This is a genomic window from Microbulbifer maximicatervae (SeqCode), assembly GCF_052468295.1.
Genome location: NZ_CP174340.1, coordinates 3,109,526 through 3,131,078, shown reverse-complemented (window position 1 = coordinate 3,131,078; position 21,553 = coordinate 3,109,526). Strand labels below are relative to the sequence as shown.

9 protein-coding genes are annotated in these 21,553 nt (G+C 53.1%); 6 read left to right on the top strand and 3 right to left on the bottom strand.

All coding sequences use genetic code 11. The features are described 5' to 3' along the window. Positions 1–9: 9 nt before the first annotated feature. Genes ACJJIQ_RS14190 through ACJJIQ_RS14180 form a run of 3 tightly spaced genes read left to right on the top strand, consistent with a single transcriptional unit; the run spans position 10 to position 14,560 of the window. Complete coding sequence (locus ACJJIQ_RS14190) at positions 10–4,629, top strand: non-ribosomal peptide synthetase (RefSeq protein ID WP_445362254.1); 4,620 nt, start codon at positions 10–12, stop codon at positions 4,627–4,629. 1 nt (position 4,630) lies between these two features. Beyond that, positions 4,631–9,406: an AMP-binding protein gene (locus ACJJIQ_RS14185; protein WP_445362253.1), complete on the top strand. Its 4,776-nt coding sequence runs from the start codon at positions 4,631–4,633 to the stop codon at positions 9,404–9,406. 3 nt (positions 9,407–9,409) lie between these two features. Next, positions 9,410–14,560, top strand: a complete 5,151-nt coding sequence (locus ACJJIQ_RS14180; protein ID WP_445362252.1) for a type I polyketide synthase — start codon at positions 9,410–9,412, stop codon at positions 14,558–14,560. Between the two features lie 151 nt (positions 14,561–14,711). On the opposite strand, the gene ACJJIQ_RS14175 is transcribed toward ACJJIQ_RS14180, so the two are convergent. Then, positions 14,712–15,662: an IS5 family transposase gene (locus tag ACJJIQ_RS14175; protein ID WP_445362251.1), complete on the bottom strand. Its 951-nt coding sequence runs from the start codon at positions 15,660–15,662 to the stop codon at positions 14,712–14,714. 61 nt (positions 15,663–15,723) lie between these two features. Continuing rightward, positions 15,724–16,596, bottom strand: a complete 873-nt coding sequence (locus ACJJIQ_RS14170; RefSeq protein ID WP_445364817.1) for an IS630 family transposase — start codon at positions 16,594–16,596, stop codon at positions 15,724–15,726. A 125-nt stretch (positions 16,597–16,721) separates the two neighbouring features. Here ACJJIQ_RS14170 and ACJJIQ_RS14165 point away from each other — a divergent pair, with 125 nt between their 5' ends. After that, positions 16,722–17,672, top strand: a complete 951-nt coding sequence (locus tag ACJJIQ_RS14165) for an IS5 family transposase (RefSeq protein ID WP_445362250.1) — start codon at positions 16,722–16,724, stop codon at positions 17,670–17,672. 119 nt (positions 17,673–17,791) lie between these two features. On the opposite strand, the gene ACJJIQ_RS14160 is transcribed toward ACJJIQ_RS14165, so the two are convergent. Beyond that, positions 17,792–17,989: a hypothetical protein gene (locus ACJJIQ_RS14160; RefSeq protein ID WP_445362249.1), complete on the bottom strand. Its 198-nt coding sequence runs from the start codon at positions 17,987–17,989 to the stop codon at positions 17,792–17,794. 341 nt (positions 17,990–18,330) lie between these two features. Between ACJJIQ_RS14160 and ACJJIQ_RS14155 the strand changes: the two genes are divergently transcribed. Continuing rightward, complete coding sequence (locus ACJJIQ_RS14155; RefSeq protein ID WP_445362248.1) at positions 18,331–19,056, top strand: aspartyl/asparaginyl beta-hydroxylase domain-containing protein; 726 nt, start codon at positions 18,331–18,333, stop codon at positions 19,054–19,056. Between the two features lie 154 nt (positions 19,057–19,210). Then, positions 19,211–21,532 (top strand): FtsX-like permease family protein, encoded by a 2,322-nt coding sequence (locus ACJJIQ_RS14150; RefSeq protein WP_445362247.1) that lies wholly within the window; start codon positions 19,211–19,213, stop codon positions 21,530–21,532. Positions 21,533–21,553: the final 21 nt, after the last annotated feature.

Genomic DNA, 21,553 nt, shown 5'->3' with positions numbered 1-21,553 from the left:
GAAGTAAGCATGGAACAGCAATTACCTCCGTTTAAGTTGGAAAAAGACAATATAGAGACGTTTTACCCCTTATCACCGCTGCAGCATACGATGATCAGCAAAAGTATGCAGGCGCCGGGGCAGGGGGTGTACCATATCCAGGTCGGCTATGAGATCAAAGGCCAGCTGGATATCGGCGGCTTTCAGGTTGCCTGGCAGCAAGTGATCCAAAGGCATGATATTTTAAGGACCTGTTTTAGCCGCTTCGACAGCTATAAACCTATGCAGCTGGTGTGCAGGCAAGTGCCTCTGCCCTGGCTGGAAGTTGACCTTAGCGGCGAAGCGGACCCACAGCAGGCCTACCAGGCCTGGCTGCAACAGGACCGGCAGCAGGACTTCGATTTTGCCCGGCCCAGTTTGATGCGCCTGGTATTGCTGACCCTGGCCCCCGGCCATTACCATTTTGTCTGGAGCCACCATCACAGCATTTCCGACGGCTGGTCTATGCCGATCGTCGTCAATGAAGTGCTCCAGGCCTACCAGGCTGGGCTGATGTCGGCACCGGTTCAGTTCGGCCCGCAGGTCAGCTACCGCTCGATGATCGCCTGGTTGGGCCGTCAGGACGCGGCGGCTTCCGAGCAGTTCTGGCGGGAGTATCTGCAGGGAGTGGAGCAGGCGAGTCTGTTAAAGGATTACGCCAGGCCTGCGGTGCAGGATAAAGGGGAAACGGCGCATTATGATTTCTACCTGGGCGAGCAGCTTACCGTACAAAGCGAGCAATTTGCCATGTGCTGCGGCGTTACCACCAATGTTCTGTACAGCGCCCTATTTGGCTTATTGTTAAGTAAGTATACCAACAGTGACGATCTTGTTTACGGCAGCGTAACCGCCGGGCGCAACGGCGATATTGCCCTGGTGGAAAACATGGTAGGGCCTTGTGTTAATACCGTGCCAGTGCGCTACCGGGCGCAGCCGGGGCTAAGCCTGGGACAATGGCTAAAAACCTGCATGGACGAGCAGGGAGAAAGAAACCGTCATGAATACCTGTCCCTGCTTAAGATCAGCCAGAGCATATCCGCTAATCAGTTAAGCGAACTTTTCAATTGCCTGTTTGTATTTGAGAACTACCCGAAAGTGGCGACCTTTGACAACAAGGAAAGCCAGGCTGGGCAAGGGGTTAGTTTTGCTCCGCTGGCCACCGAGGAAAACAACAGTTTGCCGTTTTCCTTTATCGTGGTGCCGGGACAGAATACGCAAATTCGCATCAGTACCCAGACGGCCCAATACCGGAAAGCTTTTATCAAAACGTTTTTTGATGACTACGCTCAGTTGTTAAGTCGGGCCATTGAGATGCAGGAGGCCCCGTTAGAGCAGCTCTGGCCCGGGCATGACCAGCGCCTGGTTTCTGAACTTGTCTATCAGCATGGCGACAGGGACAACCTGGTGGCGGCGTTTGAGCAATGGGCCAAGGTTACACCCGATCAGCTTGCCCTTTCCAGCGATGAGCTGAACCTGAGCTACCGTCAGCTGGGGCAGCAAAGCGACCAACTGGCCGCAGGCCTGATCAGCCGCGGCGTTCGTTCGGGGGATCGCGTGGCCATTGCTTTGCCTGTCGGTCACCGGCAGCTGGTGGCCATGCTGGCGGTGTTAAAAGCCGGTGCCTGTTATGTACCTTTAGATATTAAGAGTCCGGCGCAAAGAAACCGTTTTATCTGCTCCGATGCCAAGATAAGCTGTGCTATCGCCGAGCAGGCATTGGAGTGGTTGCCGACAGGCTGCCCTGTGCTATCGCCCGAAGATGAAGCGTCTTATCATGAGGTGACGCTGCCGCAGCCGGGCGGCGAAGATGCCGCCTATATCATTTATACCTCAGGGACTACGGGTAAACCCAAAGGGGTAGTGATCAGCCACTGCCAGGTACTGCGCCTGTTCAGTGCCAGCCAGGCGGGATTTGGCTTTGGCAGCAAAGATAAGTGGCTGCTGTTGCACTCCTTTGCTTTTGATTTCTCCGTCTGGGAGATCTGGGGCGCCTGGATGTACGGGGCGCAGCTACACCTGGCGCCGGCCGGGACCGAGCGCGATTTCCAGTTGCTGTACGATTGCCTGCACAGAGAAAAAATCACTGTGCTGAACCAGACGCCTTCGGCCTTTTACCAGCTGAGCCAGGTCGCCTGCGAGCAGACTACGGATCTCAGTCATTTGCATACCGTAATATTTGGCGGCGAGGCGCTGTCACCGGCGTTATTAAAGAGCTGGGTGGCCCGTTATCCGCTGTATCAGGTGCAGCTGTACAACATGTATGGCATCACGGAAATTACCGTTCACGCCACCTACCATAAACTGTCGGCACTGGATATCGACAGCGGCGACAGCTGTATCGGTTTGCCGCTGGCGGATCTGGAGATCTTGCTGTTGGATAAGCAGGGCCGGGGTGTACCCCAGGGCTGTTTAGGGGAGATCTGGGTTCTGGGAGACGGTGTCAGCGCCGGCTATTATCAACAGGGCGAGCTGACGGCGCAAAAATTTACCCAGCTGCACGGACGGGCGGCCTATCAGTCCGGCGATCTTGCCTACCTCAACCATAGCGGCCAGCTGGTTTATGTCGGCCGCGCCGACAATCAGCTGCAGCTGAGGGGGTTCCGTGTCGAGCTAGGGGAAATCGAGCAGGTTTTACACGGCATTGACGGCATAGAGCAGGCCGTGGTGGCGACTAAAGACTCAGGCATAAATACCTCGCTGGTGGCCTTTGTTGTCGATAGTCTTAAGCGTGAAAGTAAACACTTACTCGGCGAGCTGAAACAGCATTTGCCTTATTATATGCTGCCCGGTGCTATCCATAGCCTGGAAAAATTACCGCGCACAGTCAACGGTAAGGCGGATAAAACCGCTTTGCTGAAATTCGACGCCGACTTGCATCAGGGGGAGAGTGCCTCGGCACAGGCACTTTCACCGATAGAGGCCAATATCGCCAAAATCTGGCAGCAATTGCTGCAACAGGAAGTGAGCAGCCCGCAGGCAAACTTTTTCGAGCTGGGGGGCCATTCCCTGCTCGCAACCCAGTTTGTCTTTGCTTATAAAAAACGCTTTAAGGTCGCCATCCCCGCCCAGGCGGTTTTTGAACATACGACTTTGGCTGAGTTGGCCCGTTTTGTCGAATTTGGCAACAGCCAGGAAGCGGTCGCAATCACTAAGGCGGCGCGCGATCAGCTTATCCCGCTGTCTTTTTCCCAGCAGAGGTTATGGTTTTTATCCCAGATTGAAGGGGCCGAGGCCAGTTACAACCTGCCGCTGGTCATGGAAATCTGCGGTCAGCTGGACAGGGATGCGCTGGAGTCCAGCCTGCAGCAGCTGTTTGAACGCCATGAAGTTTTACGCAGCCGTTTTGTCAGCGAAAACGGCGAATCGGGCCAAATGATCCGCCCGGCAGATCCGCTGCCGGTGTTATTTGAAGATGCACAGAACTGGGACGAGCAGCGCCGCCAGCAAGCCATTAACCTGGCCTGCCAGCAAGCGTTTTCTTTAGCCGATGATTTGCTGATCCGGGTGACCCTGTACCGGTATTCGCAAAACCGGCATGTGCTGTTAATCGTCTTGCATCATATTGTCACCGACGGTTGGTCCAACGGCATATTACAGCGGGATCTGCTGGCGCTGTATAAGAGCTGCTGCGAAAACCGCCCTCCCCAATTGCCCGAGCTACCCATTCAGTATGCAGACTTTGCCGCCTGGCAGCAGGCGAGGCACGGGGATTTCTCCGGCCAGCTTGACTACTGGCGACAGAAGCTGGCGGGCATGGCCAGAGTATTGCCTTTGCCTTTAGACGGCGTCAGGGGAGAAAACCAGTATCAGGGGGCCACTATGGCTGCGGTGCTGGAGCCGGACGTGCTTGCCTGGCTGGAAAAATTGGCCAAAACCCACGATGCTACGCTGTTTATGCTGCTGTTAAACGCCTTTCAGGCGGTGCTGGCCCACCATTCCGGCTGCAACGATATCGCCCTGGGCACTGTGGTGGCAAACCGCCAAAGCAGCGAGCTGGAAAATGTCGTCGGCTTTTTCACCAATACTCTGGTGGTGCGCGACCAGGTGGTGCGCCAAAAGAGTTTTGTTGACAGTTTAAAACAGACGCGCAGCACCCTGCTCGATGCCTACCGTAACCAGGACGTACCTTTTGAACAGGTGGTGGAACATGTGTGTCCCGAGCGCCCGGAATTTGCCGCGCCTCTGGTTCAGGTGATGTTCGTGCTGCAAAATGCACAGCAGGTACAATTTCAGCCGGAGCAAATCCAGGGCCTTGAGATCAGGCCGGCTCCCTGGGAGTATGGCCAGTCGAAGTTTGATCTGACCGTTTCTCTGCAAAATGACGATACCGGGCTACAGATCCATTTTGAGTATAAATCTGATTTATTGAGCGAAACGCGCATGCAGCGCTGGCTGACTACCTATACCGGTTTGCTGCAGGGTATTGCCGGTGCCCCAGAAGCCTCCATAGATCACTTGCTAGATGAACTCTTGCACAGCGATGATGCCGGGCAAAGCAGCGAACTGGACTGGCAGCGTATTGCCGCCATGTCGGAACAAGAGCTACAAGAATACATAGAGACCCTGCCGGAAGCGGCAATGCTAGACCTATTAGAAAAATTAGAAGAATAGTATGGATATAAAGAAAAATGAAGCTCAGCCGCCGTTGGAGGCGCCTCAAAAGGCACGTTTAAAGGCCTTACTGCTAAGTAAAGCCAAGACTATGTCCTTCAGGGAAAAAATAATTACTGAGGCTAAAGAAAACCCGGATGCCGTGGCCATCGAAGCAGAGCAAAGCTGGACTTACGCCAGCCTGCTCGATTATATCAGCCAGCCTTCAGGTAGTGCCGGTGGTGGCCAAGACCTTGACGGTTTTGTACACCAATTGCATAACTGGTGGCAGGGCGGTCACTGGGTTGTTGCCGATCCGGCCTGGAACTGGGACTTTAGCGAGTTTATGCGCCGTCCACTGGATATGCAGCTATTCGAGCAAGAACAGTCGCTCCCGGCCAAGGTGTGGGGCTCATTTAACGGCCGCTGGTGGGGGCTGGATGACAGCCTGCTTGCCGGTCAGCTTGACTCGATCGGGCGCAGCTTTGATTTTAAAGCCAATGCCTGCGTGGCGATGGATTTTACCCGGATGCCGGCGGACAAAGTGATGATAGCTCTGGCTGCGCTGTCCGTCGGCGCCAGGCTGGTGGATAAACCGGTTATGCATAAGTTCGGGCATATAGAGCATTACTTCTGTTTACCCGAAACGCCTGAGTTAGCCGCCCGGTTGGAAGAACTGGCCACCCAAGGCGCAGCGAAGAGCTATTGCCAGGATGTCGGTCCCAGCTCGTCCTTTAGCAGCTGTTATCTCTACCACCCTGCCGTCGGCGTCTGGCTTAAGGACAATCAACTGCAGCAGGGCCTGCAACCTAAGCTTGTGGACGAACAGGGCAGCCGCTTGGCCGAAGATGCCATAGGACGCATAACCTTCGCCAAAACCTCTGCTAAGCTGCCTGTGGTTGACGTGTGCGCTACCGCGGGTGAGGTCGGCAGCGAACTTGTCGATACCGGGCTCAAAGGGCAGTGCGGCGTACAGGGGGAAGTGCGGCTTGAGATCGACCGCTGCCATAGCCTGGCCCTCGATAACCGCTACTTTTCAAGCGCCGAAATCGTTTCATTCCTTTACCGGAAAATGCCGGAGGCCGGCTTCGAATACAGGTTCAGAGCCGGGACCAAGGGGATTATGGGCATACTTTACCTGGCGGGCAGCGAGCAGTTCGATACCGGCCTGAAAAACCGGGTAAGGGAATGTTTGCCGCCATGTTATGCGCCGGATCATATTGTCGAGTTATGTACCTTTCCCCGGCTGGCAAACGGCGCCTTGGATATTGCAGCCCTACAGGCATTGCCGCTGATTTCCGAGCAGCAGCTTGAGCGCTGGCACCAACGGGGCGGCGGCGAGCTGAAATTAACGCCGAAAAAGCGGCAATCTCCCGGCTGCGAGCTGCCGGGCATAGCACAAATCTTGTCTGCCTCAACTGAAGCATCAGCGCCGGCCCTGTTAAACGGTGCGGCACTGGAGGTCAGCAAGGGGCATATACGCTTGCTGCGCGATGCCTTGCTCGATGCCGCCGAAAACAGCGATAACGGTGTGTTGTTGCTCGGCGAGCAGGAGCAGAGGGTCACTTACCCGGCGCTTTTGCAGGCGGGGCGGGAGATATTGACGGCCCTGAAGGACATGGGCTTGAAATCCGGCGATACCCTGATTTTCCTGGTCCAGGACAACTACCGTTTTCTCAGTTTATTTTGGGCCTGCCAGCTCGGCGGCATTATCCCGGTATTTTGCGAATGGCCGAAATGGCAGGAGCGCCAGCAGGGGGCCCTGGCCAAATTAAGGCATATCGCGGATACCCTAAAAACCAGTCCTATCATAGCCGATGAGCATGTCTATGAATATCTGCCGCAGCGGCAAGACTTTGCTAACCTGGTGAGTTTCCAGACGCTTTATGGCTGCGCCCCTTGCGAAGAGCTGCCGGAGATCGACCCGCGGCAGGCGGCGCTGATGCTGCTGACTTCCGGAAGTACCGGCAAGCCGAAAATGGTGCCGCAAAGCCATGAGGCGGTGTTAACCCGCTCGCGGGCGACGATTGCACACAACCATTTTAACGATGGCGATATCAGCTTTAACTGGATGCCCATGGACCACGTCGGCGGTATAGTGATGTTCCATGTCCGCGATACCTTTTTGGCGATCGAGCAGATCCATGCGGCGACCGATTTGGTGCTGCAGCAGCCGTTATCCTGGCTGGACGCGCTTGCCCGCTACCGGGTAACTATGACCTGGGCGCCTAATTTTGCCTATCAGCTGGTGGTTGATCGCCTTAAGGAGATGAAAGACGACTATTACTGGGATCTCAGCCAGTTACATTTTATTCTCAATGCCGGCGAAGCCATTCAACCCAGGACGGCGGTGCAGTTTATGCAGATGCTGGCCCGGTGCGATCTGGCGCCAACGGCGATGAAGCCGACCTGGGGCATGTCGGAAACCTGCTCCGGGGTGGTCTATAACCGCTGCTTTGATGCAACCAGTGCCGATGCCCCCTATGTGCATGTCGGCTTTCCGGTGCCGGGCTTTTCGCTGCGTATTGTCGACGACAACGCCAATGTGCGCCGCCAGGGGGAGATAGGCGAGCTTGAAGTGAAGGGGCGCAATGTCCTAAAGGGCTACCATCTTAACGAGCAGGAAAACCGCCAGGTATTTACCCAAGACGGCTGGTTTAAAACGGGAGATCTGGCCTGTATCGACGAGCACGGCCTGGCGATCACCGGCCGCAGCAAAGAGCTGATCATCATCAACGGCGTGAATTATTCGTGTCAGGAAATCGAGGCAGCGGTCGATGAACCTGAGCTGGTTGACAGCCGCTATACCACGGCCTGCCCGATCCGGCTCAGCAACGGCCGGGAAGGGGCTGCCCTGTTTGTCGTTCCTGTTGCCTCCCCGCTGTCGCGCAGGGAAGTTGCGCAAAAAGTGCGGCAACAGGTTTTTGAACATACCCAGCTGGCCTTGGATCAGCTGGTGTTTTTAAGCCCCGGCCAGATACCTAAATCCAATATCGGCAAGATCCTGCGTAGCCAGCTGCAGCAAACTTATGCCGGTGGGCAATTTAGCGATGTTACGGAAAGTTTTGCCGCAGAAGATAAGGATGCGCCGGCCACGCCGGACTGGTTTGCCAGGTGCGCCCTCAAACCTGCGCCTTTGCTGTCCAGTTACCGGGCAAGCGAGCCGTGTCTGCATATCGGCCGGCCGTTTTGCGCCAGGCCGCCGCAGGAAAGAGTCCTTGAAAGCGGCGAAGATTTTAGCGGCCAGTTGCAGGCAGAGCTTGAAGCTCAAAACGGACAGACAGTTAACCTGGCTATCTGGCTTTGGGATGAGCAGCTCTGGCCCCTGATGGAAACTCTCGGCCTGCTGCACCGTTTGGCGCAAGACAAAAAGCTGAATCTGCGTATTTTTAGCCGCTCTGCCCTGACGGGCCTGCAGGGGCTGGTGCGCTCGGTTGTCAAAGAAGCCCCGCTGTGGCGTCTGGGCTGGATTTGTGCCGACACCCGGGATCAAGCCTCCTGGTCAGGGTATTTTAGTGATGAAATGAGTGCGCCAAACCTGCTTCCTGAAGTGGTGTACCAACAGGGTAAGCGTTACCGGAGTGCTCTGGTGGCGGGCGCGCCTCAGGCTGACGAAGCCGGGAAAGTGCCTTTTGGCAAAGGTGAGACCTATATTATTTACGGCGGCTTAAGTGCGGTGGCCAGGCCGCTGATCCGTTTGCTCAGGGATAAATTTGATGCCCGGATCGTGCTCTTGGGCAGACGGGATACTAATTCTGCCCTGAGTGCCTGGCCGGAAGCGGAGCAGGATGTCAATATCCAATATATTCAATGTCCCGGCGCCTTAACGGCCGCAGGTATGGCGGATATCGAAGGACAAATCCCGCCTCAGTGGCTGACCCGGTTACACGGCGTGATCCATGCCGCCGGTGTCTTTGAACCCGGTACCCTGGATACGCTGACACCAGACGGCTGGTGCCATTCATGCGAAGGAAAAGTTGCCGGGGCCGCAGTGCTGGCCGACTGGCTGCAGCAGCACCTGCCGGGAGAGGGACTCTTTATCCAGCTGTCTTCCGTTAATGGTTATTTCGGCGGTATGGGGGTGACTGCCTATGCAGCCGCCAACAGTTACCAGCAGGCGTTAAGCCGGCATTTAAATGCCGGGAAACAGTTAAAATCTTATTGTTTGCTGTTTAGCCCGTGGCAGGAAACCGGTATGAGTCTGCAACTTGACTCTGTTGCCGCCACCCGGGCCAACGGATTTCATGTGATGGTCCCCGATCAGGCGCTGCGCTCTATGCTCTTGTGTTTGTCGGATCAGCCTGGCGAGTGGTGTATCGGGGTGGAATTGGCTCACGCAAATCTGCTGAATGAATACAGTGAGCAGGCAAACCTGATGTATGAAGTGGCCCAGACTCGCCCCGAAGGCGTGACTGAGCTTAAGGATGACACCGGAGTGACCTGCCGCTTTGCAAGGCAAAACCGCCAGCAGGCGCCCCAGGATATGACGCAAACCCAGGAGCAATTGTACAAGCTTTGGCAGGAAAGTCTGGGGCACAGCGAATTTTCCATCGACGACAGTTATTTTGCCGTCGGGGGGAATTCCATGCGCCTAGTGCGCCTGAGAGAGCTGATCATGACCCAGACCGGGCGGGAAGTGTCCCTGACCGACTTCTTTAAGTTCCCGACCATCAGGCAGTTGTCGCAGCTGTTCGGCGAAGTGCAGGAGCAGCACCAGGAGCGCAAAGAAAGCACACAAAACCGTGCCGCCAACCGAAAAGCACAATTGGCGCGCCGCAAGAGTAAGAAAAGGCTTTAAGCCATGTCAGACAACGAAAATAAAATCGCCATTATCGGCTGGGCAGGCCGTTTTCCGCAATCGGCGACTGTTGCCGAATTTATTGAAAAAAGCCTGTCGGGAGAGACACAAATTGCCCATTTTGATCCCGAATGCCTGAAACAAAGGGGCATAAATCCGGAAGATCCCGAACTGGCAGGTTTAGTCGCCAATTACGGCTACCTGGACAAGATGTATCATTTCGATGCCGAGTTTTTTGCCATGCAGCCGGCGGAAGCCGGGATGATGGATCCGCAGCAAAGAATGCTGCTGGAATTAAGCTACCAGGCCTTATGCGATGCCGGTTATCCGATGCGTTCGGATCTGAGCAGCTGCGGCGTTTATATGGGCACCGGGGTGAGCCAGCACTGGCTGAGCGAAACCTATCAGGCCGGCGCCCGGGGCGTTGCCCCCGATGCCATGAGAATGTTGTTGGGCAACGGCCAGGATTTTGTCTCCACCAATATTTCCTACCGGTTAAACCTGGGAGGCCCGAGCGTGAGCCTCAATACCGCCTGTTCAACTTCCCTGGTGGCGGTGCATCAGGCCTGCAGCGCGCTGCTTAATTATGAATGCGATATGGCGATCAGCGGCGGTGTCAATGCCAGTATCCATCAGGAACGGGGTTATTTTACCATCGAAGGGGGCATAGAATCCCCCGACGGCTGTTGCCGCCCGTTTGATGAAAAAGCCAACGGTACTGTCCCCGGCAACGGCGGCGCCGTGGTGGTGTTAAAGCGCCTGGAAGATGCCCTGGAAGATCAGGATCCCATCTATGCCGTGATCCGCGGCAGTGCCATCAATAACGACGGCTCGGATAAAATCGGCTTTACCGCCCCGAGTGTCTCGGGGCAGCGTAATGTTATCGAAGCGGCGATGGCGATGGCGGAAGTCGAAGCCGATGACATAGGTTATATCGAGGCTCACGGCACCGGCACCCACTTAGGGGATCCGATAGAGTTTCAGGGGCTTAAAGAAGCATTTTCCGAGGCTTCGCCCGAGGCCCGGTGCGGAGTCAGTTCGGTCAAGGCCAATATCGGCCACCTGAATGCGGCTGCCGGTGTTGCCGGGCTGATCCGGGCCAGTGCCTGTATTGACCGCAACCTGCTGCCTAAAACGGCAAACTATCAGTCCCTTAACCCGGCGATTGATTTGGCGCAAACGCCGTTTTTTATCTCGTCTGAGTTACAGGCCTGGCCGCAGCCCGGGCAACCGCGTATTGCCGGGGTGAGCAGTTTCGGGATAGGCGGCAGCAATGCCCATGTTTTGGTAGAGCAGGCACCGGCGCAGGAGCTGCCGGGTGCGCGGGAGCAGGCGGGTATCTGCGTATTATCCGCGCATTCGCCTCAGTCGCTGGCGCAGATGAAAACAGCGTTGGCGGAGTTTGTGGCTGCAGAGGATAAGCTTAACCTCAATGATCTGGCCTATACCCTGCAGGAGCGAAGAGATGAATTTTCCTATCGCCACGCATTCGCCTACTCCAGTAGGCAGTCCCTGCTGGAGCAGCTCAACGCCGGTGATACGGCAAACGGCAAAGCGGCAGAAGCCGATCCCAGGCTGGCCTTTGTCTTTAGCGGCCAGGGCAGTCAGGTGGTTAATATGCTTAAGGGCCTTTATCAGCAAAAGACTGCCTTTAGCCGCTGTATTGATGAGAGTGCAGCCTATATTCAGCCACTGATCGGTAGGGATATCCGGGAGCTGATCTACCCCGACGGCAAAACCGTCACCGAAGAAGAGGCGCAGGCGCTGCTGGCGCAAACCCGTTACGCACAACCGGCCTTATTTATGGTGCAGTATGCCCTGGCCGTTAACCTTATTGAGCACGGGATCAAGCCGTCTGTAATGCTGGGACATTCCCTGGGGGAATATGTAGCTGCCTGTCTGAGTCAGGTGATGTCGTGGCAGACTGCCCTGACATTGGTTTGCGCCCGGGCCGAAGCCATGTTTGAACAGCCTCCGGGCTCCATGCTCAGCGTGGCGGCCGGTATCGGTGAGTGTGAAGGCCTTTTGCTACCCGGGATCAGCGTTGCCGCTATCAACAGTAAAAACAATATCACCCTGGCAGGTACCGGGGAAGCGATAGCGCAGCAGGGAGAAGCCTTGACGGATGCCGGATTGCAATGGCGCCTGTTAGAGACTTCGCATGCCTTTCACAGCCCGCTTATTCGCGGGGCCAGAGATTTGCTGCATAGCCGGTTTACTACGGCTTCTTTGCAGCCGGGCACGCTGGCGTATGTGTCCAATATCACAGGGGAGCTGGCAACGGATCAGCAGGCCGTCAGCGGGGAATATTGGCTGGATCATATGGAGCAGGCGGTACAATTTGCTCCGGGCGTAGAAACCCTTGCCGGGCACAGCGATCTGATCCTGGATTTAAGCCCCGGCTCTACCTTAACCGGGCTGCTGCAGGGACAACAAAAACCTGTAGTGGCCCTTGCCGGTAAAAATAATACTTCTGTTACCGTGACGCTCCAGGCCATGGCGGCAAAATTGTGGCAGGCGGGATGTCAGATCGACTGGCAGCAATTTCGCCCTGAGACCGGTAAGGCCATTCACCTGCCGCCCTATGCTTTCTGCGGAGCGGAATATCTGTTGCCTCAGGCGCAGGGCGCTAAATCTGCTGCACAAACCGACAAGCCGGTTGAGGCCGGGCAGGTATGTTACCGTACGGTTTATCAGCCGAGCTACCTGGCAAAGGCGGGTTTAGCCTATGGTTCGATCCTTATTTTTGCGGATGAAGTAACCCCTCTATTATCTGAGCTGGCGATAAAACACGGCGCGAAAATTATAACCTCTAAGATGATCGACGACGTGCCCGACAATCAGCAATGGCAGTTTGACTGGGCCGGCCAGGACTGGGCAGACCAAGAGGCGTTGTTTGAGCTCAGCCGGGAAGTGCAAACGGTACTGGTGCAGCAGCCAACAGACTTAGAGGCCGATGATTTTATGGTCTGGCAATTACGCCTGCTCAATAACCTTTTGTTACTGAACAGGCGGCAAACGACCATCACGGCAAACCTGATCCTGAGCCGGCAAAGCACGGCCGTGATGGCCGAGTGCGAGATCTCTCCACCAGCGGCCATGTCTTTAGGTTTCTGGCGTTGTGCCCAACAGGAAAACAGTCAGCTGAATATCAAACTGGTGGATATCCATGCAGATGAAACCAGTCCGGTCAATGCCACGGTTGGGCTGCTGGCATCAGAATTATGTCAGGGGGAAAACGAGCTGGCGGTTATCTGGCGCGCCGGACAGCGCTGGGTGCAAAAGGTCGAACCTTTGGCTGTGCAGCAAGGAGGCGCAAGCCGCCTCAAACAGGGCGGCGTGTATATTGTCACCGGCGCCAGGGGGAAAGTCGGCAGCCTGCTGTGCCGCTACCTGAGCGAGACCTACCAGGCAAAAGTGGTTTTAGTTGTCCGCGAAGGCATTCAAGCACCTGACTGGTCCTGGCTGCAGGCATCTCTGGATCAGGAACAGGCCTTAGTTGCGCCTCTTGCCCTGGATGATAGCAGCGCCTGGGATACGTTGTTGCAGCAGCTGGTATCGAAATGGGGGGGCATCGACGGTGTCTTCCATGCTGCCACCACAGGGGCAAAAAGCTTTAGTCTGCTAAGCGAAATGACGCCCGGGCACTGGCAGGGGGAATTTCAGGCCAAAGTCTCCTGTTTGCAGGTTATGGCCGATGCCTTTGAATCTTATGCCCCGGATTTTATCCTGACGATGTCAAGCATTGCTTCTCTGCTCGGCGGTCTGGGCCACGGCGCATACAGCGCCGCCAACTGTTATCTGGATCATTTTGTGCTGCGTCAGCAGCAAAAACACGGCCAGGAAAGCCCCTGGCTGACGGTTAATTGGGACGGCTGGCAAACGGGTCTGGAGCTCCAAGGCAGCGATAAAGAGCAGGCCTTTAGCGATGCCGACGGCCTCGGCCAGCTTGAACGGGTGCTTGCAGACAATACCCGTGCGCACCGGGTGGTGGCAGCCTGTGCGCCGCTAACCGAGCGGATCGATAAGTGGGTGAAATTAAATTCCCTGCAGCAGCAAAGCGGCGATCTGCAGGCGGGCAACTTGCTCGAACGGCTGCGGGGCATATGGCACAACCTGTTTGGGGTCATCCCGGAAAACGACAGCCTGGGCTTTTTCAGCTGCGGCGGCGATTCCATGCATGCCCTGTTGCTGGTGAAAGCCCTACAGACGGAATTTGGCTATGAGTTGCCGCTGCAGGAGCTGATCGCCAACGATTTTAGTATCGGGCAGTTAGCGCAGATGATCACAGAGTCGGAGCAGGACAATGCCGGGGAAGCCTGGCAGCCGGTTGTTAAAATGAGCCAGCAGTCCCACGAGCAAAAAATGGTGTTTATCCATAGCGGCGGCGGCGGCCTTTTGTGTTATCAGGAGTTAGTTACCGCGCTGGAAGGGCGCTATGAGTGTTACGGCTACCGCTCTGCCATAGAAGCGAACAGCCCCCAGCCGGCCTACGAGGACTTAAAACAGCTGGCGGCCACTTATGTCGAGCAAATCGTAGCGACTGTGCCAAACGGGCCCTATAACCTTGCCGGTTACAGCCTGGGCGGCATTATCGCCTTTGAAGTGGCCCTGCAGCTTGAACAGCGCGGCGCCCGGGTGGACAAGCTGGTCTTATTCGATCCCCGTCCTCCTTACCGGGACATGGCTGAGCAGCTGGAAAACCAGATGGGGCAGTCGGGTTTGTTTGAAACCCTCTATCTGGCGTTGTGCGAGGAGTTTGGTTTGCCGGCTTTGGATGTGCTTTTGCCCGATGACGACACTGTAACGGTTGAGCAAAGAATCGAGGCCTGTCTGGTAAAATACCCCGATGCCCAGCCGCAATGGCTAAGCTGGAGCCGGGAGTATTTCCGCCACAATATTGCCCAGATGTATGCCCGCAACGATTATCGTCCTCAGGCTCAGTTTGCCGGCGAGATGAGCTTATTGCGTATCGATGATGCCGATTATCACACCGATAGAAATGACATCAGAGATTTGGGTTGGCGCGAGCACTGTCAGCAGGATGTCGAAGTGTTTTATGTCTCAGGGTCGCACCGGAGCTTGTTTAAACCGACGCATATTGCCATGACCACGGAAGTTTTTTTAACAGCACTTGGTTTATCAATTAGCTAAGGAACCTCTGAAGAATACGGCAGACTTTCCCTATCCTGCTTTAAATCAGAAAAATTGGCTATATATTGGTCGTAAATTACCTTCTCATGGCTAAACCCCTCAAATTTGTATGCCCAAAATCCGTATTGATCGGATTTTGGGCGCACTTTCCCTAAGTGATGAGATATTTTTTTCCTATCAGTAAGTTGGTAATGCCTGCCAGCAAGTGTAGACGTTGTGTATTCTTGGCCAACCCTTTATAGCGTACCTTGCTGTATCCAAAAACTCGCTTTATATAGCGGAATGGGTGCTCTACTTTTGCACGGATCTGTGCTTTGATCTTCTCAGCCTTCTTTACAGCATCCCTTCCAGGAAGGGATTTCTGCCTGCTGGGCTTCATCGCAATATGCCAATCCACTTCTTTACTATCCAGCTCTTTGCGTCTCTCCACTCCGGTATAGCCAGAATCACCCCAAACTCTTTTTTCATCGCCATGTAAGAGGTTTTTTGTCGCGGTAATATCATGGGCATTGGCTGCTGTTGTGTCGATATGGTGAACCAATCCAAGCACGTCGTCAGTCCCTATATGCAGTTTCATCCCAAAGTGCCACTGATTTCCTTTCTTGGTTTGGTGCATTTCAGGATCCCGCTCTCTCTTCCTGTTCTTGGTGGAGCTTGGAGCAGAGATAATGGTTGCATCTACAATGGTGCCTTCACGCAATACCATACCCCTCTCAGAAAGATATTTATTGATTTCCTCGAAAAGTCCCGAGCCAAGATGATTTGCCTCCAGTAAGTGGCGAAAATTAAGAATCGTTGTTTCGTCTGGAATTCGGTCACTCAAAGTTAATCCCGCAAAATTTCGCATCGATTCAATTTCGTAGAGTGCATCTTCCATGGCTGGATCGCTAAGGTTATAGAAAAGCTGCATGCAGTGAATTCGTAGCATGACGCTGAGAGGATAAGGTTGTCGACCACGCTTACCCAATGGGTAAGAGCGAGCTATACGAGCTTCCAGTCTACGCCATGGGAGGAGGTCATCCATTTGAGAAAGGAATTTCTCCCGGCGGGTTTTACGGCGCTTAAGGCGGTATTCTGCTTCGGCAAAGGTGACTTGATGCATGATCTATCGTAGTCTTGGCTGATAAGTGAATACTACTAGTGTTCTGTAACAAATAGTGCGCTCAAATCAGTGCCGCCTTGGCGCGCTCAACTTTCTTCAAAATTATCTCTGCGTTCTTGGTCCAAACAAAGGGCTTGGGGTTAGCATTGTGAATATCTATGAACTCCATTATCTTTTGCTCCAGATCCTTTACTGACGCAAAGACACCACGACGAATTTGTTTTTCTGTGATTAACCCGAAGAAGCGCTCAACAAGGTTCAGCCAAGATGAGCTGGTTGGTATGAAATGCATTATCACTCGCGGATTTTTCTTTAACCAATTACGGACTTTTTCATGCTTGTGTGTGGCGTAGTTATCCACGATCACATGTAGAGCTTTATCTTTCTCCGTTCGAGCCTCTACATTCTTTATGAATGACAGAAATTCCTGATGGCGATGGCGATGGCGTTTCTTACACGCCCCAATGATCTCTCCTGTGAATACATTTAATGCAGCAAATAGAGTGCTGGTACCATGGCGCTTATAATCATGGGTTAGGGGGCCAGCTCGTCCTGATTTCATAGGCAGCCCTGGCTGGGTTCGATCCAAGGCCTGAATCGAACTCTTTTCATCCACAGAAAAAACTACCGCATTTTCGGGTGGGTTTAAGTACAATCCCACCACATCCTCAAGCTTTTCTTCAAAGTTTGGGTCATTGCTGATCTTAAATTGACGTATCAGGTGAGGTTTAAATCCATACTCCTGCCACACACGTGCCACGATCATATGGTTTGTACGGAGTTTGGCCGCAAGGGTTCTGGTAGTCCAATGTGTCATCCCCTTGGGAAGCTTGTCCCTGTTGGTCGTGTACTCGATAATCTGCTTACGAAGCTGAGTTTGTTTTTTGCTGTCTGCACCGCCATGGTTCGATCCCCGTGGTAGATCTTTCTCAATGCCTTTAAAGCCAGATTCTGCGAACCGGTTTCGCCATCGAGCAATTTTATGGGCGCTAAGGAACCTCTGAATAATTCCGAGCCAGTTTGGTAGTATTCAGTTATCCGTCAAGACTACGATAGATTATGCACCAAGTCACCTTTGCCGAAGCAGAATATAAGCTAAAGCGCCGTATAACTCGCCGAGAGAAGTTTCTTTCTCAAATGGAAGCCCTCATCCCATGGCAGCGACTAGAGGCTCAGATCACTCCTTGCTATCCACAAGGCAAACGTGGCCGACAGCCATATCCATTAAGTGTCATGCTCCGTATTCATTGCATGCAGCTATTTTATAATCTCAGTGATCCCGCTATGGAGGATGCACTGTATGAAATTGAATCCATGCGTAGTTTTGCTGGATTGACTTTGAGCGGCCCAATTCCCGATGAAACAACGATTCTTAACTTTCGCCACTTATTGGAGCTCAATCAGATTGGTGCAGCGCTTTTTGATGAAATCAACAAGCATCTTGCTGAGAATGGCATGGTACTGCGTGAAGGCACGATTGTAGATGCCACTATTATCTCTGCGCCAACTTCAACTAAGAATAAAAAGAAAGAACGTGATCCAGAAATGCATCAAACAAAGAAAGGCAATCAGTGGCACTTTGGAATGAAGATGCATATCGGGGTTGATGATGTGCTCGGAGTAATACATAGCGTAGATACAACAGCAGCGAATTCGCATGATGTCACAGCCACAGAGCGAGTCCTCCATGGGGAGGAAGGAAGAGTCTGGGGTGACTCTGGGTACATTGGTGCGGAGAAGCGAGAAGAGTTGAAGGAGCGGGAGGTGGATTGGTACATAGCAATGAAGCCGAGCAAGCTGAAAACTCTTCCTGGGCGTGATGCACTCCGTAAGGCGGAAAAGATCAAGGCGCAGATAAGAGCGAAGGTTGAGCACCCCTTTCGCTACATTGAACGGGTATTTGGTTATGACAAGGTCCGCTATCGGGGACTGTTAAAAAATACTGAGCGGCTGTGCTTGCTAGCAGGCTTTACCAACTTACTAATAGGGAGAAAATATTTGGCCACCTAGGGGTGGTTCGCCTGAAACCCGCCTATTTAGGGTTTCAGATGAAAAATTAGCGGGCTATTACGCGAAAATTACGCGCTTGAGCGTAATAAAGTGAATTTTTCAAGCAGTTCAGCTTAATTCTAGAAAAATGCTTCGTTGATCAGAGGGTCCCTAAAGGGTAAGCGTTCAGCAATTTCTCCGTTCGATAAATCTTCATCGGCAAGCAATATAATTGACAGGCGCTCTTTGATTCTCGCTGGAGTTTTACCACTGCGACAGAGGCGTTGAAATTCTTCACGCTCTTCGTCTGTGAGGGCTATTGTTACGGGGGCGGGCATTGTCTGTATACCAAAAGCAGCAGCTGGGCCACTAATTATATTTGAATGTATTGTTTGTTACACCACACTAGATTTGATCCGAATTATTCAGAGGTTCCCTAACATTATTGCTTGCTTTATTTGTGCTAGCAAGGTAAATATAAACAGAGTTTTAACATGTTCATTACTTGCGGAAAACTCACAAAAAACTGTTTGTATTTCGCTCTGACAGCTTAAATCAAAGCTATGGTCCGAAGACTTCGGCTAGATAATGTGTTTAAATTCAAATTTAGCACAAATGCTTTGCTCAATGTCGGATTAGAGTTTGACTCTTACGGAAGTATGTATAAGGAAGTATATCAATGATAAGACAAATTTTTTGTATTCTAATTATTAATCCACTTTACATTTTCACCGAAATGTTAAACCGAAAGTTTGGCAAGGTTAAGCTCGGTCCTATCTGGTATGCCGAAGACATGCCATGGATGAAGGTGTTGGAAGATAATCATAATGTTGTCCTGGAAGAGTTCGAACGTTACCGGGCGACCTTGTCCCGTTTGCCCGATCTGGAAGATCTGCGCACCCAAAACAACAAGACGGATTTTGGCAGCGGCCGCTGGGACATGTTATACCTGCGTATCAACAATCGCAAAAATGAAGAGCTAAGTTCACATTTCCCGAAAACTGTTAAACTGTTAGAGGAAAATGTCCCCGAGCTGTTCAGCATCCGCTTCTCCCTATTGGGCAGTAACCGCAAGGAAATTACCCCGCACCGGGACGGCCACAACCAGTGCGTTATCTGTCACCTGCCGCTGATCGTGCCCGAAGGCGAATGCTCGATTACCATCAATGATATCCGCCAGCCTTGGGAAGAAGGCAAATGTTTTGCCTTTGACGCTTCAGCCCTGCATTACGTGACCAAAGAGTCCGATGGCGAACGCCTAGTGGTGCTCATCGATACTTTCCGCCCTGTGCCTAAATGGGTTAAAGCCCTGTCACGTTTTGTCTTTAACTACCAGGTAAAAAATGCGCCGGTTGAAGAAATTTTTCAATTGCATGGCCAGGCAATCAGTAAAGCTCAGCTTTAATGATGTGCATACCGTACCCTGTATTAATACGTAATAATAACTAGGTTATATCATGCTCCTTAATTATCTTACGATCCTGTATCGTAACCTAATTCGGTACTGGTTGTTTTCGGCTATCAACATTGTCGGTCTCACGATTGGATTTTTATGTTGTATGCTCATTTGGCTGTTTATCCAAAATGAAACAGGCTATGACCGGCACTATCAAGATGCCGAGCAAATTTACCGCGTTACAACCCGGGTTGAACGAGGAGCAGATCAGGAGCCGATTGTTGTTGCACTGACGTCGCCGCCGGTAGGTACCCTGCTGAAAGCGGACTTTGATGTCGTCGACAGCTATACCCGGCTGATGATGGGGAGTTTTGACCTCAGCTACCAGCGGAAAAACTTCAAAGAAAAGCTCTATTTTGCCGACGCCAACTTTTTCGACATCTTCGATCTCAAGGTGTTGGCCGGTAACCTCAGCCAGGCGTTGAGCACTCCCGAAGCCATAGTGCTGACCAAAGATCGGGCGATCAAATATTTCGGCTCACCAGAGGCGGCTATCAACAAAACCATGCTGCTGGATAACCAGCGCAACGTAGTGGTTACCGCCGTGCTGGACGACTTGCCGGAAAATACCCATTTGTCCTTTAATGTCCTGCTGTCGATGGAGATGCTGCAGGAGTTTTTCGGTGACGATATCCTTGAAGACTGGAACGGCCGCGCCGCCGGTTATACCTATATCAAACTGACCAACGGTAAGTCCATCTCGCCGGTGTTGGCGGGCATGCCTGAGTTTATCAAAAACCGCTTGCCGAATCCTGAAATGCAGCGCCTGGAAGTGCAGGGGATCACAGATATTCACCTGCACTCTGCTCGCAAGTTTGAAATGAAAGAAGGCGGCGATGTCTCGGTTATCTTCACTATGGCCCTGGTGGCTTTTACTATCTTGCTGATGGCCTGTTTTAACTACATCAATCTCTCGACCGCACTGGCCACTATGCGCTCGAAAGAAGTCGGCGTGCGCAAAGTACTGGGGGCGGAAAAGGGCCAGCTGATCGCCCAGTTTATGACGGAATCTGCCGTTACCGCGATTATTTCTGCTGTACTTGCCGTGGCGGCCTTGGCTGTGCTTTTACCGTACTTTAATAATTTCCTGTCGTTGAGTTTGCAGCTGGGCTGGCAGGACCTAGAGTTTTGGGGCGGCTTTGTCGCGGTGCTTGCCGTGGTGATCTTGCTCGGCGGCGGTTATTCGGCTTTTTACCAGTCGTCATTAAATCCCATCGTGGCGATTCACAACAGCGACTTTCTGCCGAGTAAACTCGGCGGCACCCAGTTACGCAAACTGCTGGTGGTTGCCCAGTTTACTGTGTCCGTAGTACTTATGATTGCCACCATGGTGGTTTATTTACAGGTGAATTTTGCCAAGAATATCGACCTCGGCTACGACGATAAGGATCTGCTGGTGTTATACGGCGCCGCCAATCCCCAGGTGCAGGAAGCCTATGAATTGATGAAGACCCAGTGGCAGAGCCATCCCGGTATCGACGAGGTCACAGCCTCATCTGCCACGCCGCCGGTGTCTTTGATGGGTCGGGTGCAATACCGTATTCCGTCGGCCAACCAGAGCGAATTCGACTACATTGCTTATAATGCCATCGATTATAACTTCTTTAGCACTTACGACATCGGCATTATTGCTGGCCGGGGCTTTTCCGAAGCGCAAAAAGGCGATGCCTTCAGCTTTGAGTCGGGTGCGGGTGTCGTTATTAACGAGCGTGCCGTGGAAGTACTGGGCTGGGCAAATCTGCAGCAGGCGCTGGGACAGCAGATGCTGGTGAAGTCCCTCGACGGCGAAAGGGAAGTGATGACCACTATCGTAGGGATCAGTGAAAATGTCCATATGTCTTCGGTTCACGATCCTATCCACCCTCAGCTGTATTTTGTCATGCTGCCTTATATGCAGGATATCAGTATCCGCATCCGCGGAGACCGGCAGGAAGCCATGAACCATATCCGCCAGGTGTGGCAGCAGCGCCTGCCGAATGTGGCCCTAGTCAGCGGCTTTGTCGATGTCGGCATTGAAAGCCTGTACCGCGACGAGGAGCACCGTCTTAAGCTCTTTACCGGTTTCTCTGTGCTGGCCGTCAGTATTGCCCTGCTGGGACTGTTTGGCCTGTCTATGTTCACGGCACAGCGCAAAGTCAAAGAGATAGGCGTCAGAAAAGTGTTGGGGGCGGAGCTGAGCGATATTGTGGCTTTACTCAGTAAAGATTTTACCAAGCTGGTAGTAATCGCCAATATCCTGGGTATTCCGCTGGCCTATTACTTAATGTCGAACTGGCTCGAACAGTTCTCTTATCGCATCGATATGCCTGTATTGTCCTTTGCCGTTGTCTTTGTGCTGACCCTGTTGCTGTCGGTGGCAACGATTGCTTCGCAAGCGGTCCGGGTGGCCAGCCTGCCGCCGGCCAATTCACTAAGGGACGAATAAGCTGATGGCCGGCCTGCGCTT

Excerpts from the sequence above, each read along its gene's own strand:
- ACJJIQ_RS14190 (WP_445362254.1), top strand. The coding sequence starts at position 10 with ATGGAACAGCAATTACCTCCGTTTAAGTTGGAAAAAGACAATATAGAG.
- ACJJIQ_RS14185 (WP_445362253.1), top strand. The coding sequence starts at position 4,631 with ATGGATATAAAGAAAAATGAAGCTCAGCCGCCGTTGGAGGCGCCTCAA.
- ACJJIQ_RS14180 (WP_445362252.1), top strand. The coding sequence starts at position 9,410 with ATGTCAGACAACGAAAATAAAATCGCCATTATCGGCTGGGCAGGCCGT.
- ACJJIQ_RS14175 (WP_445362251.1), bottom strand. The coding sequence starts at position 15,662 with ATGCATCAAGTCACCTTTGCCGAAGCAGAATACCGCCTTAAGCGCCGT.
- ACJJIQ_RS14165 (WP_445362250.1), top strand. The coding sequence starts at position 16,722 with ATGCACCAAGTCACCTTTGCCGAAGCAGAATATAAGCTAAAGCGCCGT.
- ACJJIQ_RS14160 (WP_445362249.1), bottom strand. The coding sequence starts at position 17,989 with ATGCCCGCCCCCGTAACAATAGCCCTCACAGACGAAGAGCGTGAAGAA.
- ACJJIQ_RS14155 (WP_445362248.1), top strand. The coding sequence starts at position 18,331 with ATGATAAGACAAATTTTTTGTATTCTAATTATTAATCCACTTTACATT.
- ACJJIQ_RS14150 (WP_445362247.1), top strand. The coding sequence starts at position 19,211 with ATGCTCATTTGGCTGTTTATCCAAAATGAAACAGGCTATGACCGGCAC.